Annotated in this window: 3 protein-coding genes; all 3 read left to right on the top strand. The window is 63.2% G+C overall.

From position 1 onward, the window contains the following. The first annotated feature begins 53 nt into the window (after positions 1-53). From KUIN1_RS10225 to KUIN1_RS10235, 3 genes are read left to right on the top strand one after another with little or no spacing between them, the layout of a single operon-like run. On the top strand, positions 54-3464 hold the full coding sequence (locus KUIN1_RS10225) for a non-ribosomal peptide synthetase (RefSeq protein ID WP_152091968.1): 3411 nt from the start codon (positions 54-56) through the stop codon (positions 3462-3464). After that, positions 3461-11461, top strand: coding sequence for a non-ribosomal peptide synthetase (locus tag KUIN1_RS10230; RefSeq protein ID WP_152091969.1), 8001 nt, complete (start codon positions 3461-3463; stop codon positions 11459-11461). Before KUIN1_RS10225 ends, KUIN1_RS10230 begins: the two co-directional genes overlap by 4 nt. A 14-nt stretch (positions 11462-11475) precedes the next feature. Continuing rightward, the gene (locus KUIN1_RS10235; RefSeq protein ID WP_152091970.1) at positions 11476-17940 is read left to right on the top strand and encodes a non-ribosomal peptide synthetase; all 6465 of its coding nucleotides are present in this window, start codon (positions 11476-11478) and stop codon (positions 17938-17940) included.

Raw genomic sequence — 17940 nt, forward strand, 5'->3', positions numbered from 1 at the left:
CTTGTTGATACGACCCCGCCCGACGGTCAGCCCCACTCAGCAAGGATCGACCCATGAACCCCGAACACGCCCAGAAACTCGCTCGCCGTTTTGTCGAGTTACCCCTTGAAAAACGCCGCCTGTTCCTCGACGGCATGCGCAAGGAGAACATGGATTTCTCGCTGTTCCCGATCCCTTCCTGTGCCGGCCTGGCCGAGCGTGATGGCCTGTCCTATGCCCAGCAACGCATGTGGTTTCTCTGGCAACTGGACCCGCACAGCGCGGCCTACAACCTGCCGATGTCGGTGTGCCTGAACGGTCCGCTGGAGCTGCCGCTGCTGGAGCGGGCCTTCAGTGCGCTGGTCGAGCGACATGAAAGCCTGCGCACCACTTTCGGCCAGGAGGGCGACCGGGCGTTTCAGCGTGTTGCGCCGCCAGCGCCAGTGAGCATCCGCCTGACCGATCTGAGCGCCTTGCCGCCCGAACAGCGCTGGGCCAGTGCGCGGCAGGCCATGGCCGAACAGGGCGCACAAACCTTCGATCTGCAGCGTGGGCCGCTGTTCACCGTGCAGGTGCTGCGTCTGGCCGAACAGGAGCACCTGCTGCTGCTCAACCTGCACCACATGATCACCGATGGCTGGTCGATGAACGTGCTGATCGACGAATGGCTGCGCGGCTACGACGCACTGCTGGCCGGTAAACCGCTGCCTTTTCAGCCGCTGCTCGTGCAGTACCGCGATTATGCGGTCTGGCAACGCAGCTGGCTGGAAGCCGGTGAGCAGGAGCGTCAGCTGGACTACTGGCGCAGACACCTGGGCGAAGAGCATCCGCTGTTGGAGCTACCCACCGACCGTCCGTATCCGGCCTTGCCCAGCCACGACGGCGCGCGCCTGGAACTGGCGCTGGAGCCCGAGTTGCTGCGCAACCTGAAAGGCCTCGCGCAACGCCAGGGCGTGACCCTGTTCGTGGTGCTGCTGGCGGCCTTCAAAAGCCTGCTGCATCGCTACAGCGGGCAGACCGATATTCGTGTCGGCGGCCTGATCGCCAACCGCACCCGCAGCGAAACCGAAGGGCTGATCGGCTGCTTCATCAATACTCAGGTACTGCGCAGTGAAGTGACGGCGCAGACCCGCTTCGTCGATCTGTTGAACATCGTGCGCGACGCCTCGACCGGTGCCCAGGCGAATCAGGAGTTGCCATTCGATGCGATCATCGACGCCCTGCAGCCGGAGCGCAGCCAGAGCCATAACCCTTTATTTCAGGTGATGTTCAATCACCAGCCGATGGTGGCCGACCTGCTCGACAAACAGTTGAGCGGCGGCCTGCGCGTGGCCAGTCTGCCTGCCGGGCAACAGGCATTGGCGCAGCGCTCGCACGCTGCCGCCAGCGACCTGATGCTGGCCACCAGCGGTGAAGGCGAGCAACTGCATGCCGCCTTCACCTACGCCACCGACATCTTTGACGAGTCGACCATCGCTCGCCTGGCCGGGCACTGGCGCAACCTGTTGGCGTCTGTCTGTGCCGACCCGCTGCAGACCATCGCCGAGCTGTCGATGCTCTCGGTCGACGAGCGCACGCAACTGCTGGATGTCGACAACGCCACCAAAGCCGACACCACAACTCCCGCGCATCGCCAGTTCGAAGCGCAAGTACAACGCACACCGGACGCACTGGCACTGATCCTCGCCCGTGAAGGTCAATCGCCGAGCCTGAGCTACACCGAACTGAACCAGCGCAGCAACCGTCTGGCCTGGCAGCTGCGCGAGCAGGGTGTCGGTGCGGACGTGCTGGTCGGCGTGGCGCTGGGCCGCTCGCTGGACATGCCCGTGGCGCTGCTCGCCGTGCTCAAGGCGGGCGGCGCCTATGTGCCACTGGACCTGAATGCGCCGAGCGAACGCTTGCGTCATGTGTTGGAGGACAGTGGCGTGAAACTGCTGCTGACCCACAGCGATCAGCTGACCGGGCTGCCTGAATTGGCTGACATGCAATGCCTGTGCATCGATCGAATGAACAGCGAAACCGTCAGCGTGCACAACCTCGACGGCCCGATTGCTCCGGCCAGCCTGGCCTACGTGATCTACACCTCGGGGTCGACCGGGCGGCCTAAAGGCGTGGCGATCAGTCATGCGGCGCTGGCCGAATTCGTCACCCTGGGTGCTGACTACAGTGACCTGCACGAAGGCGACCGGGTCCTGCAATTCGCCACCCACAGCTTCGACGGCTTCGTCGAGCAGTTCTACCCACCGTTGTGTCGCGGTGCGGCCGTTGTGCTGCGTGACGAACGCCTGTGGGACAGCGCCACCTTCCATCAGGCCATCGTCGAGCATGGCGTGACCCTCGCCGACTTGCCCGCGGCCTATTGGCTGACGCTGGTTCAGGACTTCGCCGCCAGCCTGCCCACGCATTACGGCGCGCTACGGCAGGTGCATGTCGGCGGCGAAGCCATGGCCGTCGAAGGTCTGCGCCTGTGGCACGAGGCCGGGCTGGGGCATGTGCGGCTGCTCAATACCTATGGTCCGACCGAAGCCACCGTGGTGTCGAGCATCCATGATTGCAGCACGCTGACCCCGCAGCAGGTGTCATGGCGCGGCGTGCCGATTGGCCAGGCGCTGACAGGACGACGCCTGTATGTTCTCGACGATCAAATGAACCTGCTGCCGCAAGGTGCGGTGGGCGAGTTGTACATCGGTGGTCCTGGCCTGGCGCGGGGTTATCACGCCCAGCCGGGTCTGAGCGCCGAACGTTTCGTCGCCGATCCGTTTGGCAGCGGTGAGCGCCTGTATCGCAGCGGCGACCGCGCCCGACTGCGTGCCGATGGCGCTGTCGAGTACATCGGCCGGGTCGATCATCAAGTGAAAATTCGCGGTTTCCGCCTTGAACTGGGCGAGATCGAATCACGCCTGCAGCAATGCACGGGCGTGCGCGAGGCCGTGGTGCTGGCCGTCGAACTGGCGGGCAGCACGCAGCTGGTCGCCTACGCGGTGCCGGACGTTGCCGCCTCCACAGAGGCCGAACAGTTGGCGCTGCGCCAGAGCATCCGCAGCCAGTTGCAAGCCAGCCTGCCGGATTACATGGTGCCGACGCACATGCTGCTGTTGCCGGAGCTGGCCCTGACGCCCAGCGGCAAGCTGGACCGCAAGGCATTGCCGACCCCCGACGCAAGCCAGTTGCAGGCGCGTTATCGGGCGCCGCGCAGCGAGGTGGAAATCTGCCTGGCGGCCATCTGGCAGGACGTCCTGCACGCACCCCAGGTGGGCCTGGACGATCACTTCTTCGAACTGGGCGGGCATTCGTTGCTCGCCGCACAAGTCATCGCCCGTATCAAGACGCAGCTGGGCGTCAGCCTGCCGCTGCGCACCCTGTTTGAAAAACCGCTGCTCAGTGAGCTCGCCGTCGAAGTGGCAGCGCTGACCGACAACAGCACGGACAACGACTGGAGCGACATGGACCAGTTCATGGATTCACTGGAGGAATTCGGCGCATGACCGGGACCACTGCTGCACGCATCGCGAAACGTTTTGTCGGCCTGTCGCTGGAGCAACGCCAGCAGTTCCTCGCCCGGTTGCGCCAGGAAGGCAAGGATTTCAGCCTGTTGCCGGTGCCTGTCAGTCGGCATGATGTCAGCGCCATTCCGCTGTCCTTCGCTCAGCAACGCCTGCTGTTCCTCTGGCAGCTCGATCCCTCGAGCGACGCGTACAAGATGACCACCGGCCTGCGTCTGCACGGCACGTTGAATGAGCCTGCGTTGCGCCGCGCATTCGATCATCTGATCGAACGCCACGAGGTGCTGCGCACGGTGTTTCAGACTGATGGCGATCAGGCACAGCAACTGCTGCTGCACGACCAGACGGTCGCATTGGAAAGCATTGATTTAGCCGGTCTGGCCGATGTCGAACTGCGCGATGCCGAGCTGGCGCTGCAAGTGGCCACAGTCACCGGCCAGCCGTTTGATCTGCGTACGGGGCCGCTGCTGCGCGCGCACCTGTTCCGCCTGGCGGGCGATGAGCATGTGCTGATCGTGAGCATGCACCACATCGTCTCCGACGGCTGGTCGATGGACGTGATGATTCAGGAGTTCGTGCACTGCTATCAGGCGTACTGCGAAGGTCGCGAGCCCGCACTGCCGGAACTGCCGCTGCAATACGCCGACTATGCGATCTGGCAGCGCAGCTGGCTGGAGGCAGGCGAGGGCGCACGTCAGCTGGACTACTGGCGTAACCAGTTGGGCGAAGAGCAACCGTTGCTGGACGCTGCACCGGATTTCCCGCGCCCGGCCACGCAGAGCTATCAGGGCGAGCACCTGCGCTTCGATTTCGGCGTTGATCTGTCGCGGCGGCTCAACGCTTTTGCGCGCACGCAGGGCATGACCCTGTTCATGCTGGTGCTGGCTGGCTTTTCGTTGTTTCTGTCGCGCAAGGCCGGGCAGCGTGATATCCGCATCGGCGTGCCGAATGCCAACCGCGGTCGCGCGGAAACCGAAGGGTTGATCGGTTTCTTCATCAATACTCAGGTTTTGCGCTGCCAGGTGGATGAACGCCTGAGCTACCTTGACCTGCTGGCGCAGATTCGCGACACCTCGTTCGGTGCGCAGGCGCATCAGGACGTGCCCTTCGAACAACTGGTCGATCAACTGGCACCCGAGCGCAGCCTGGGCCACAACCCGCTGTTCCAAGCCAAGTTCAACCAGAACGTGGTCCTCAAGCAGAAAACCGCGCTCAGGCTGGCCGGGCTGGAGGTCAGCGAATATGCCTTCGACAAACAGGGCGCGCATTTCGATCTGGCGCTGGACATCACGGATGATGGCACACTGATCCACGGCGACATGGCCTACGCCAGCGACCTGTATCGACGCACCACCGTCGAAGGTTTCATCCCGGAACTGCTCGCGCTGTTCGAAACCCTGCTCGACGCCCCGCAGGCACCGCTGTTCAGCCTGGGAGCACTGGCGATCGAGCCGAGGCGCGAAGCTCGCGAACCCGCGCCGCACATGCTGCAACTGTGGGATCGGCAGGTCGAACGGCAACCTCATGCCCAGGCAGCCCGCAGCCTGGAGCGCACGCTGACCACGCTGCAACTGGAGCAGGCCGCCAATCAGCTGGCTCATCACCTGATCCGCATGGGCATCAGTGAGGGCCAGCCGGTCGCGGTATTGATGGAGCGTTCGCTGGACTGGCTGACCGCCGTGCTGGCGATTTTCAAGGCCGGCGGCGTGTACATGCCGCTGGATGTCAAAGCCCCGGATGCGCGGTTGCAACAGATGCTGGTCAATGCGCAGGCCAGGGTGCTGCTGTGTGCTGAGGGTGATGTGCGGCACACGTCGCTGGGTGTTGCCGGTTGTCAGGGCCTGACCTGGACGCCTGCGCTGTGGCAGGACCTGCCTGTCAGCCGCCCTGACACCCGGCCTTCAGCCGATTCGGCCGCCTACGTGATTCATACCTCCGGCTCGACTGGCCAGCCTAAAGGGGTGCTGGTCAGCCAAAACGCGCTGGCCAGTTACCTGCGCGGCCTGTTGGAGCAGTTGCAACTGGCCCCCGAGGCGAGCATGGCCCTGGTCTCGACCATCGCCGCCGACCTCGGCCATACCGTGCTGTTCGGTGCGCTGTGTTCGGGGCGCACGCTGCACGTGCTGACCGAGGCGCTGGGTTTCGACCCGGATGCCTTTGCGGCCTACATGACCGAGCATCAGGTGGGCGTGCTGAAAATCGTCCCCGGTCATCTGGCCGCGCTGTTGCAGGCCGGCCAGCCAGCCGACGTACTGCCGCAACACGCACTGATCGTCGGCGGCGAAGCCTGCTCGCCGGCGCTGGTCGAACAGGTGCGTCAGCTCAAGCCGGGTTGCCGGGTGATCAACCACTACGGGCCGAGCGAAACCACTGTTGGTGTGCTGACTTATGAGGTGCCAGCTTCATCATGCCTTGATCAAAAATTGAAAGCGGACTCGAATCCCTGTGGGAGCGAGCTTGCTCGCGAAAGCGATAGTCCGGCTTTCCCATCTCGCAAGAATGTACAAACCTCTTCGCGAGCAAGCGAAGCGTCGCCCAGCTCGCTCCCACAGCTCCCATGTTTCCCACAGAGCACTGCACACTCTGGCAATCCTCTGCGCAGCGTGCCGGTCGGCACGCCGTTGCCAGGGGCCAGCGCCTACGTGCTGGATGACGTGCTGAACCCGGTCGGCACTCAGGTCGCCGGCGAGCTGTACATCGGCGGTGACAGCGTGGCGCTGGGCTATATCGGCCAGCCTGCGCTGACCGCCGAGCGCTTCGTGCCGGACCCGTTCGCGCAGGACGGCACGCGCGCCTACCGCAGCGGTGATCGCATGCGCCGCAATCATCAGGGCCTGCTGGAATTCATCGGCCGGGCTGACGATCAGGTCAAAGTGCGCGGTTATCGTGTCGAGCCGGCAGAGGTCGCGCGGGTGTTGCTGGGCCTGCCTTCGGTGGCGCAGGTCAGCGTACTGGCGTTACCCATCGATGACGATCAGACCCGCCTGCAACTGGTGGCCTATTGCGTGGCGGCAGGCGGGGCGGACCTGAGTGTCGACAGCCTGCGCGAGCAACTGACTGCGTGCTTGCCGGACTACATGGTGCCCGCGCAGATCATGCTGCTGGACAGTCTGCCACTGACCGCCAACGGCAAGCTCGACAAGCGCGCCTTGCCCAAGCCTGGCGTGGTCAAACAGCGTTATACCGCGCCGGTCGGCGAGATCGAGGAAAAGCTCGCCGCCGTGTGGGCGGACGTGCTGAAACTGGAACAGGTCGGCAGCACCGACAACTTCTTCGAACTGGGCGGCGATTCGATCCTCAGCCTGCAGATCATCGCCCGCGCCAAGCGCCAGGGCATCAAGCTCAGCCCCAAGCAATTATTCGAAAAACAGACCATCGGCCAACTGGCTTCGGTGGCAAAACTGATTCAGAAAAAGCCCGTCGCTGTGGCAGAGCAGATCAGCGGTTCGTTGCCGTTGCTGCCGATTCAGGTACGTTTCTTCGAACTGGACATCCCCGAGCGCCAGCACTGGAATCAGGCGCTGATGCTCAAGCCGTTGCAAACGCTGGAGGCCGCTCATCTTCAGTCGGCATTGACTGCGTTGGTCGAACAGCACGACGCACTGCGTCTGGGTTTCACCCAGCAGAACGGCCAATGGCAGGCCACCTTCGGCGCCCCGAATACTTGCGAGCTGCTCTGGACCCATGAGCTGGACAGCATCGAGCGCTTGCCTGAGCTGGCCGATGAGGCGCAACGCAGCCTGGATCTGAAAAACGGACCGCTATTGCGTGCCGTGCTGATCCACCTGCCGCAAGGCGAACAGCGCCTGCTGCTGGTGATTCATCATCTGCTGGTGGACGGCGTGTCATGGCGGGTGTTGCTGGAAGACCTGCAACAGGCGTACCTCGCCCTGGCGCAAGGCCAGCCGGTAGCACTCGCGGCAAAAACCACGTCGCTCCAGCGTTGGGCCGAGCAATTGCAACAGTACGCGACCGGCCAGACGCTGAAGGCCGAGCGCGATTACTGGCTGCAGGCCTTGCAGGGCGCGGACCAGCCGCTGCCTCGCGACAAGCCCGAAGGCACGATGCGCAATCGCGACGCGGCCCATGCGTCGTCATGGCTGAGCAGGGACCTGACCCACAAGCTGCTGAAAGTCGCGCCTGCCGCGTACCGCACGCACGTCAACGACCTGCTGCTGACGGCGCTGGCCCAGGTCCTCTGCGAATGGAGCCAGCAGCCCTCGGTGCTGATCCAGCTGGAAGGGCATGGCCGTGAAGACCTGTTCGACGAGACTGATCTGAGCCGCACCGTCGGCTGGTTCAGTAGCCTGTTTCCAGTGCGCCTCACGCCGCAGATCGCGCCGGGTGCAAGCCTGTCTGGCATCAAGGAGCAATTGCGTGCAGTGCCCGACAAGGGCATTGGTTACGGCGTGTTGCGCTATATGGGCGAGGCGTCTTTCGCGCAGCAACTGGCTGCCTTGCCGCAGGCGCGGGTCACGTTCAATTACCTGGGCCAGTTCGACGGCAGCTTCAACGAACATCAAGGCGCGCTGTTCGTACCGAGTGCCGACAGTGCAGGCACTGCGCTGTGCGAGGACGGGCCGCTGGGCAACTGGCTGAGCCTCAACGGCCAGGTATTCGACGGCCAGTTGCAACTGGACTGGAGCTTCAGCCGCGAGGTGTACCACGCCTCGACCATCGACACCCTGGCGCGTCGCTACGAGCAGGCGCTGACCACCCTGATCGAACATTGCACGGCCGGGCATCAAGGCGTCACGCCGTCGGACTTCCCGCTGGCGCGCCTCACCCAGGCGCAGCTTGACGGTCTGCCGATTGCGGCGGGCCAGATCGAGGATATCTACCCGCTGTCGCCGATGCAGCAGGGCATGCTGTTTCATTCGCTGTTCGATGAGGGCGCGGGCAACTACATCAACCAGTTGCGGGTGAACATTGGTGGGCTGGATGTGCCGCGTTTCCGCAGCGCATGGCTGGCCGCGGTGGACCATCACGACGTGCTGCGCAGCTGTTTTGTCAGTCAGCGCGAACAGTCGCTGCAAGTGGTGCAGCGCCAGGTGACGCTGCCCTTTGTCGAACTGGATGCGCGTGGCCAGCCAGAAAGCTGGCTTGACGACTGGGCGCAGGCCGACCGTCAGCAGGGTTTTGATCTGGCGCAAGGGCCATTGTTGCGCCTGGCCGTGTTGCGTACCGCCGCCGACGCTTGGCATCTGGTGTATACCAGCCACCACATCCTCATGGATGGCTGGAGCAGCTCGCGCCTGCTCGGTGAAGTGCTGCAGCGCTACAGCGGCCAGATGCCAGCGAAACAGGCAGGCCGCTATCGTGATTACATTCAGTGGCTGCAGCATCAGGACGCCGCCCTCAGCGAGCGTTTCTGGACTGCGCAGCTGGCGGAACTGGACGAGCCGACCCGTTTGCTGCAAGCGTTCAAGTCTTCGGCGCAGGGAGGGGGCTACGGCGATTACATCCAGTTGATCGATGCCGATGGCACCCGACGCCTGAACGCGTTTGCCCGCGAGCAGCGCGTGACCCTCAATACGCTGCTGCAATCGGCCTGGCTGTTGTTGCTGCAACGCTACACCGGCCAGTCCAGCGTGACCTTTGGCGCGACCGTGGCCGGGCGTCCGGCCGAGTTGCCGGGTGTCGAAGAACAACTGGGGCTGTTCATCAACACCTTGCCGGTCATCGCCAGCCCGCGAGCCGAGCAGACGGTGGCCGACTGGGTGCAGCAAGTGCAGGCGAAGAACCTTGCGCTGCGCGAGCATGAGCACACGCCGCTGTATGACATCCAGCGCTGGGCGCGCAACAGTGGCGAGGCGTTGTTCGACAACATTCTGGTGTTCGAAAACTACCCGGTGTCCGAAGCCCTGCAGCGTGCGCCGGACGGTCTGGCCTTCAGCGACCTGCGCAATCAGGAGCAGGCGCATTACCCGCTGACCCTGGTGGTCGAGGCCAATGAGGTGCTGTCGGTGCGTTTCAGTTACGACCGCCAGCACTTCAGCGCTGAAGGCATTCTGCAACTGGCGGCGCATTTCGATCACCTGCTGCAGAGCCTTTGCGCATCGGCAACCACGCGACTCAGCGAACTGGCATTGCCGACCGCCTGGACACAAAGCGTGCAGCGCTACCCGAGCGAGCACTGCGCGCATCAACGCATCGAAGCCCAGGTCGAGCGTAACCCGCAGGCCATCGCCCTGAGTTTTGGCGATGAGCAACTGAGTTACCGGCAGCTCAACCAGCGCGCCAACCAGATGGCGCACAAACTGCGTGAGCAGGGCGTCGGCCCGGATGTGCGCGTCGGGCTGGCTGCCGAGCGCGGTGTGGAAATGATTGTCGGTCTGCTGGCCATCCTCAAGGCCGGCGGCGCTTACGTGCCGCTGGACCCGGATTATCCGCAGGATCGCCTGAGCTTTCTGATGCACGACAGCGGTATCGAACTGTTGCTGACTCAGGCGCCGTTGCTAGAAAAACTGCCTATCCCAGCCCAAGTGCAGACGCTCGATCTGGCTGATGCACTGGACGGTTACAGCACGGAAAATCCCATCAATAAAACCGCGCCGGACAACCTGGCCTACGTGATCTACACCTCGGGCTCGACTGGCAAACCGAAAGGCACCTTGCTCGCCCATCACAACCTGATGCGCCTGTTCGCGGCCACGGATGAGTGGTTCGAATTCAGCGAAAAGGACGTGTGGACGCTGTTCCATTCCTTCGCCTTCGACTTTTCGGTGTGGGAGATTTTCGGCGCGCTGCTGCATGGCGGCCGACTGGTGATCGTGCCCCGCGAAGTGACCCGTTCGCCGGAAGAGTTTCATGCGCTGCTGGTCGAACAGCAGGTTACGGTGCTCAACCAGACGCCGTCGGCGTTCAAGCAACTGATGCACGTGGCCTGTGATTCATCGCTACCGATGTCGCTGCAGACAGTCATCTTCGGCGGCGAGGCGCTGGACGTCGCCAGTCTGAAGCCCTGGTTCGCGCGTTTCGGCGATCAATCACCGCAACTGATCAACATGTACGGCATCACCGAAACCACCGTGCATGTGAGCTATCGACCGATCACGCTGGCCGACACGCAGAACCCGGCCAGCCCGATTGGCGAGGCGATTCCGGACCTGTCGTGGTACGTGCTGGACGCCGATTTCAACCCGGTCGCCCAAGGTTGCAGCGGCGAGCTGCACATCGGCCATGCCGGTCTGGCGCGGGGTTACCACAACCGCGCCGCGTTGACTGCCGAACGCTTCGTGCCGGATCCGTTTTCCAGCGAGGGTGGCCGCCTGTACCGCACCGGCGACCTCGCGCGTTATCGCGCTGCTGGAACTATCGAATACGCCGGGCGCATCGACCACCAAGTGAAGATTCGTGGCTTCCGCATCGAACTGGGTGAAATCGAAGCGCGGCTGCAGGCGCACCCGGCTGTGCGCGAAGTCAGCGTGCTGGCGCTCGACGGGCAATTAGCAGCGTACCTGGTGCCTACTGAGCCTGATCAGGATCAGACAACCCTGCGTGAAGCGCTGAAAAGCCAACTCCGGGCGCACCTGCCGGATTACATGGTGCCCACCCATTTCATCGTCCTCGACAGCATGCCGCTGACCGCCAACGGCAAGCTGGACCGCAAGGCGCTGCCTGCGCCGGACGCCAGCCAGTTACAGGCTACCTACAGCGCGCCGCAGGGCGAGCTGGAGCAGCAACTGGCCGCGATCTGGGCCGATGTGTTGAAACTCGAGCGGGTCGGGCGTAGCGACAACTTTTTCGAGCTCGGCGGCCATTCGCTGCTGGCGGTGCAGATGCTCGTGCGGGTGCGCGAACAGTTGCAGCACGAGGTCAGCCTCAAGGATGTCTTCGAGCAACCGCTGCTGGCGGACTTCTGCGCCACGCTGCAGGAAAAAAATGGCGAAAGTGACCACGCGCAGGACGAATTGACTAAATCACTGGAGGCACTCAAACGTTTATCAGCGGAGGAAATTGATAATTTGATTGCTTAGCAGGAGAGACCCCAGTGCAACAGTTGCTTGACTCCGTTAAATCGCTGTCCGCCCGTGAACGCAAGGCGCTGGCGGTGCTGCTCAAGCGTCAAGGGGTGAATCTCTACGGGGTCACGCCGATTGCCGTGCGGGAGACGCAGGCGCCGTCCGCGCTCTCTTACGCGCAGCAGCGGCAATGGATCATCTGGCAACTGGAACCGCACAGCGCGGCCTACAACATTCCGCTGGCGCTGCGCCTGCACGGTGCGCTGAATGTCGAGGCATTGCGACGCAGCGTGGAGCAACTGATCGAGCGTCACGAAACCCTGCGCACGACCTTCGAACAGCAGGGCGATGAAGCGCAGCAGGTGGTGCACCCGGCGTCGGCGTTTGCGCTCGGTGTCGAGCAACTGGCGGCTGGCGAAACGGTCGAGCGTTATGTGGATCAGGAAGTACAACGGCCTTTCGATCTGCAACACGGACCGCTGTTGCGCGTCAGGCTGCTCAGGCTGAGCGCGCAGGAGCATGTACTGGTATTGACCCAGCACCACATCGTCTCCGATGGCTGGTCGATGCCGATCATGGTCGACGAACTGATGCAGTGCTATCAGGCCGCCACGCTGGGCCGCGAGATCAAACTGGCGCCGTTGCCGATCCAGTACGCCGACTACGCCCTCTGGCAGCGCAACTGGCTGGAAATGGGCGAGCGGGAGCGCCAGCTGGCGTACTGGAAGCAGCAACTGGGCGAGCAACAGCCGATTCTGGAATTGCCCACTGATCGACCGCGTCCGGCACTGCGCAGTTACGAAGGTGCGCGACTCAATGTGGAACTGGATGTCGCGCTGTTGAATAACCTCAAGACCCTGGCGCGCCAACAGGGCATCACACTGTTCATGCTGTTGCTGGCCTCGTTTCAGACCCTGCTGCATCGCCACAGCGGTCAGGCCGATATACGCGTCGGCGTGCCGGTCGCCAACCGTACCCGCAGCGAAACCCAGGGGCTGATCGGCTTCTTCGTCAACACCCAGGTGCTCAAGGCCGAATTCACCACGCAGACCACCGTGGCCGGGCTGTTGCAGCAGGTCAGACACACCGCTGTGCAGGCGCAGGCCCATCAGGACCTGCCGTTCGAACAACTGGTCGAAGCCTTGCAACCGCAGCGCGACCTGAGCCGCAGCCCGCTGTTTCAGGTGGCCTGCAACCACCAGAGCGAAGGCCACAACCAGAGCCGTGAGCTGGCAGGGCTGCGTCTGGAATATCAGGTGTCCGACAAGCACACCGCGCAGTTCGACCTGACCCTCGACACCTGCGAACGCCCGGACGGCCTGACAGCCGCACTGACCTACGCCACCGACCTGTTCGACGCATCGACCATCGAGCGCATGGCCAGCCACTGGCGCAACCTGCTCAACGGCATGTGCCACGACGTCAATCAGCGTATCGCTGACCTGCCATTGCTGAGCGCCGAGGAACGCCAGAACACCCTGCGTGACTGGAACCGCGATCTTGCGGTCTACCCAAGCGAGCACTGCGCGCATCAACGCATCGAGGCCCAGGTCGAGCGTAACCCGCAGGCCATCGCCCTGAGCTTTGGCGATGAGCAACTGAGTTACCGGCAGCTCAACCAGCGTGCCAACCAACTGGCGCACAAACTGCGCGAACAGGGCGTCGGCCCGGATGTGCGCGTCGGGCTGGCCGCCGAGCGCGGTCTGGAGATGATTGTCGGCCTGCTGGCCATCCTCAAGGCCGGTGGCGCTTACGTGCCGCTCGACCCGGATTATCCGCAGGATCGTTTGAGCTTCCTGATGCAGGACAGCGGTATCGAGCTGTTGCTGACCCAGGCGCATCTGCTTGGCAAACTGCCGATCCCCGAACAGGTGCAGACGCTCGATCTGGCTGACGCACTGGACGGCTACAGCACGGAAAACCGGCACAATCAGACTACGCCGGACAACCTGGCCTATGTGATCTACACCTCGGGCTCGACCGGCAAACCCAAAGGCACCTTGCTCGCCCATCACAACCTGATGCGCCTGTTTGCCGCGACGGATGACTGGTTCCATTTCAACGAGCAAGACGTGTGGACGCTGTTCCATTCCTTCGCCTTCGACTTCTCTGTGTGGGAGATTTTCGGCGCGCTGCTGCATGGCGGCCGACTGGTCATCGTGCCCCGCGAAGTGACCCGTTCGCCGGAAGAGTTTCATGCGCTGCTGGTCGAGCAGCAGGTTACGGTGCTCAACCAGACACCTTCGGCGTTCAAGCAACTGATGCGCGTGGCCTGCGATTCGCCGATGTCGATGTCGCTGCAGACAGTCATCTTCGGTGGTGAGGCGCTGGACGTCGCCAGCCTGAAGCCTTGGTTCGAACGCTTCGGCGATCAGACGCCACAACTGGTCAACATGTACGGCATTACCGAAACCACCGTGCATGTCACCTACAGGCCAATAGCCGAGGCCGACACGCAGAACCCGGCCAGCCCGATTGGCGAGGCGATTCCCGACCTGTCGTGGTACGTGCTGGACGCCGATTTCAACCCGGTCGCCCAAGGTTGCAGCGGCGAGCTGCACATCGGCCATGCCGGTCTGGCGTGGGGTTACCACAACCGCGCCGCGCTGACTGCCGAACGCTTCGTGCCGGACCCGTTTTGCAACGAGGGCGGCCGTCTGTACCGCACCGGCGACCTGGCGCGTTATCGGGCGACAGGCGTGATCGACTACGCCGGGCGCATCGATCACCAAGTGAAGATTCGTGGCTTCCGCATCGAACTGGGGGAAATCGAAGCGCGGCTGCAAGCGCACCCGGCGGTGCGCGAAGTCAGCGTGCTGGCGCTGGACGGGCAGTTGGCGGCGTACCTGGTGCCTGCTGAGCCTGATCAGGACCAGCCAACCCTGCGTGAAATGCTTAAAAACGAACTCAGGGCGCACCTGCCGGATTACATGGTGCCCACCCATTTCATCGTCCTCGACAGCATGCCGCTGACTGCCAACGGCAAGCTGGACCGCAAGGCGCTGCCTGCGCCGGACGCCAGTCAGTTACAGGCCACCTACAGCGCTCCGCAAGGCGAGCTGGAGCAGCAACTGGCCGCGATCTGGGCCGATGTGTTGAAACTCGAGCGGGTCGGGCGCAGCGACAACTTTTTCGAGCTGGGCGGGCATTCGCTGCTGGCCACTCAGGTGATTTCGCGCATTCGTCAGCAGCTGGATGTCGAGCTGTCGTTACGCGACCTGTTCGAAGCGCGTGATCTGGCGGCCTTCGCGCTGGCAGCGGGCGCAGGGCAGGGCAACGGTGCGCCGCGCTTCATCAAGGCCGACCGCAAGCAGCCGCTGGGTCTGTCCTACGCGCAGCAGCGTCAGTGGTTCCTCTGGCAGCTTGACCCGGAGAACACGGCGTACATTATTCCCGCAGCCCTGCGCCTGCGCGGTTCGCTGGACATCGCGGCGCTGGAGCACAGTTTCAGCGCGCTGATCGCCCGTCATGAAACCCTGCGTACGACCTTCCGCCAGCAGGGCGAGCATGCCGTACAGGTCATTCATGCGCCACGCGCGTTGACCCTGTCGGTCGAGTCGGTGCCCAGCGGCCAGACCCTTGAAGCCTGCGTGCAGCAGGAAATGCAGCGCCCGTTCGATCTGGAGCAAGGGCCGCTGTTGCGAGTCCGTTTGCTGAACCTGAACACTGACGAGCATGTGCTGATTCTGACCCAGCATCACATTGTCTCCGATGGTTGGTCGATGCCGATCATGGTCGATGAATTGGTGCGCCTTTACGAGGGTTACAGCCAGGGCCGTGCGGTGAGCTTGACCGCGCTGGACCTGCAATACGCGGACTACGCACTGTGGCAGCGGACCTGGATGGAAGCTGGCGAGCAGGCCCGGCAGCTGGATTACTGGAAGCAGCAATTGGGCGATCAGCAGCCGATTCTGGAGCTGCCCGCCGATTACCCGCGGCCAGTGGTGCAAAGCCATGCCGGTGCGCGGCTGGCGGTAGAACTGGAACCCGCGCTGATCGATGGCTTGAAGCAGGTCGCGCGGCAACAGGGCGTGACCCTGTTCATGCTGTTGCTGGCGTCATTCCAGAGCCTGCTGCACCGTCACAGCAGCCAGTCGGACATTCGTGTCGGCGTGCCGATTGCCAACCGCAACCGCGCTGAAACCGAAGGCCTGATCGGCTTCTTCGTCAACACGCAGGTGCTGCGTGCCGAGTTTGACGTGCACACGACGTTCAACGAGTTGCTGCAGCAGGTCAAACACACCGCCCTGCAAGCCCAGGCGCATCAGGAGCTGCCCTTCGAGCAACTGGTCGAAGCCCTGCAGCCACAACGCAGCCTCAGCCACAGCCCGCTGTTTCAGGTGATGTTCAATCACCAGAGCCAGGCCAGCGCCGATGTCCGCGCGCTGCCCGGTCTGCAGGTCGAGGCACTGCTGCCGGACAGTTACCCGGCGCAGTTCGACCTGACCCTGAACACGGCTGAACATGACGGTGGCCTGAGCGCTGGCCTGACCTACGCGACAGCGTTGTTCGACCCGCGCACCATCGAGCGCATGGCCGGGCACTGGCTGGCCTTGTTGCAGGCCATCTGCGCCAATGCCGCACAGCGGATCGCCGAAGTGCCGATGCTCGACAGGGCTGAACGGCAGCAGATTCTCCACGGCTGGAACACCACAGTCGCAGACTTCCCCAGCGAGGACTGCCTGCACAGCCTGATCGAAGCTCAGGTGCGCGCCACGCCGGAGGCGCCGGCGCTGATTTTCGCCGCCGAGCAACTGAGCTACGCACACCTCAACGCCCGCGCCAATCAGCTTGCGCATCGCCTGCGTGAGTCGGGCGTCGGCCCGGACGTATTGGTGGGTATCTGCGTCGAGCGCAGTCTGCAACTGGTCATCGGTCTGCTGGCGATCATTAAAGCGGGTGGCGCTTATGTACCGCTGGACCCGGATTATCCCGAAGATCGGCTGGCTTACATGATACAGGACAGCGGGATTGGCTTGCTGCTGACCCAGACGGCATTATTGGAACGTTTGCCGGTTCCGCCCCAGGTGCAGAGCCTGTGCCTGGATCAGGACGGCGACTGGCTGGAGAGTTACAGCATTGCAAATCCAGTCAGCTTCAGCCATCCACTGAATCTGGCTTACGTGATTTACACCTCGGGTTCGACCGGCAAACCCAAGGGCGCGGGTAACAGCCATCGTGCTTTGGTCAACCGCTTGCACTGGATGCAGAAGGCCTACGGGCTGAACGAATCCGACACCGTTTTGCAGAAAACGCCGTTCAGTTTCGACGTGTCGGTCTGGGAATTCTTCTGGCCGCTGATGACCGGCGCACGCCTGGCCGTGGCGCTGCCGGGTGATCATCGCGACCCCGAGCGGCTGGTGCAGACCATCCGTGAGCATCAGGTCACGACTTTGCATTTCGTGCCGTCGATGCTGCAGGCGTTCATGACTCATCCGCAGGTGGAAAGCTGTAACACGCTGCGTCGGGTCGTATGCAGCGGTGAAGCACTGCCTGCAGAGCTGGCCACCCAGGTGCTCAAGCGTCTGCCGCTGGCCGGTCTGTACAACCTGTATGGCCCCACCGAAGCGGCCATCGACGTGACCCATTGGACGTGCAGCACGGATGACATCCTCCGCGTGCCGATCGGGCGGCCAATCGACAACCTGAAAACCCACGTCCTCGACGACGGCCTGCTGCCTGCCGCACAGGGCGTGGCGGCGGAGTTGTATCTGGGTGGCGTCGGTCTGGCACGCGGTTATCACAACCGTGCCGCACTGACGGCTGAGCGTTTCGTGCCGGACCCGTTCGACGAGCAGGGCGGCGGCAGGCTGTACCGCACCGGCGATCTGGCGCGTTATCGCGACGCGGGCGTCATCGACTACGTAGGGCGTATCGACCACCAAGTGAAGATTCGCGGTCTGCGCATCGAACTGGGCGAAATCGAAGCCAGCCTGCTGGAGCACGACAGCGTTCATGAGGCGGTGGTGATCGACGTTGACGGCCCGTCCGGCAAGCAGCTGGCGGCGTATCTGGTGGTCGAGCACCATGACGATCAGTTGCGTGATGCGCTCAAGGCCTTCCTCAAGGAATCGCTGCCGGATTACATGGTGCCCACGCATTTCATCGTGCTGGACAGAATGCCGCTGAGCGCCAACGGCAAGCTCGACCGCAAGGCCCTGCCGAAACCGGACGCCAGCCAGTTGCAGCGCCAGTACGTCGCTCCGTGTACCGAGCAGGAGCAGCAGATGGCGGCGATCTGGGCTGATGTGCTGAAAGTCGAACGTGTCGGCCTGAGCGACGATTTCTTCGAGCTCGGTGGCCACTCGCTGCTGGCGACGCAGCTGATTTCCAGAATCCACAGCGGCCTGGGAATCGACATTCCGCTGCGCCTGATCTTCGAGAAACCGCAATTGAACGAATTTATTCAGGCCTTCGCCGACAGTGGCCTGTCGCTGACCGAGGACGGCTTGTCCGATATTGAAAAAATGATGAATGAAATGGCGGGTATCTGA

Origin of the sequence: Pseudomonas sp. KUIN-1 (assembly GCF_009176725.1) — a bacterium.
Taxonomy (GTDB): Bacteria; Pseudomonadota; Gammaproteobacteria; order Pseudomonadales; family Pseudomonadaceae; genus Aquipseudomonas; species Aquipseudomonas fragariae.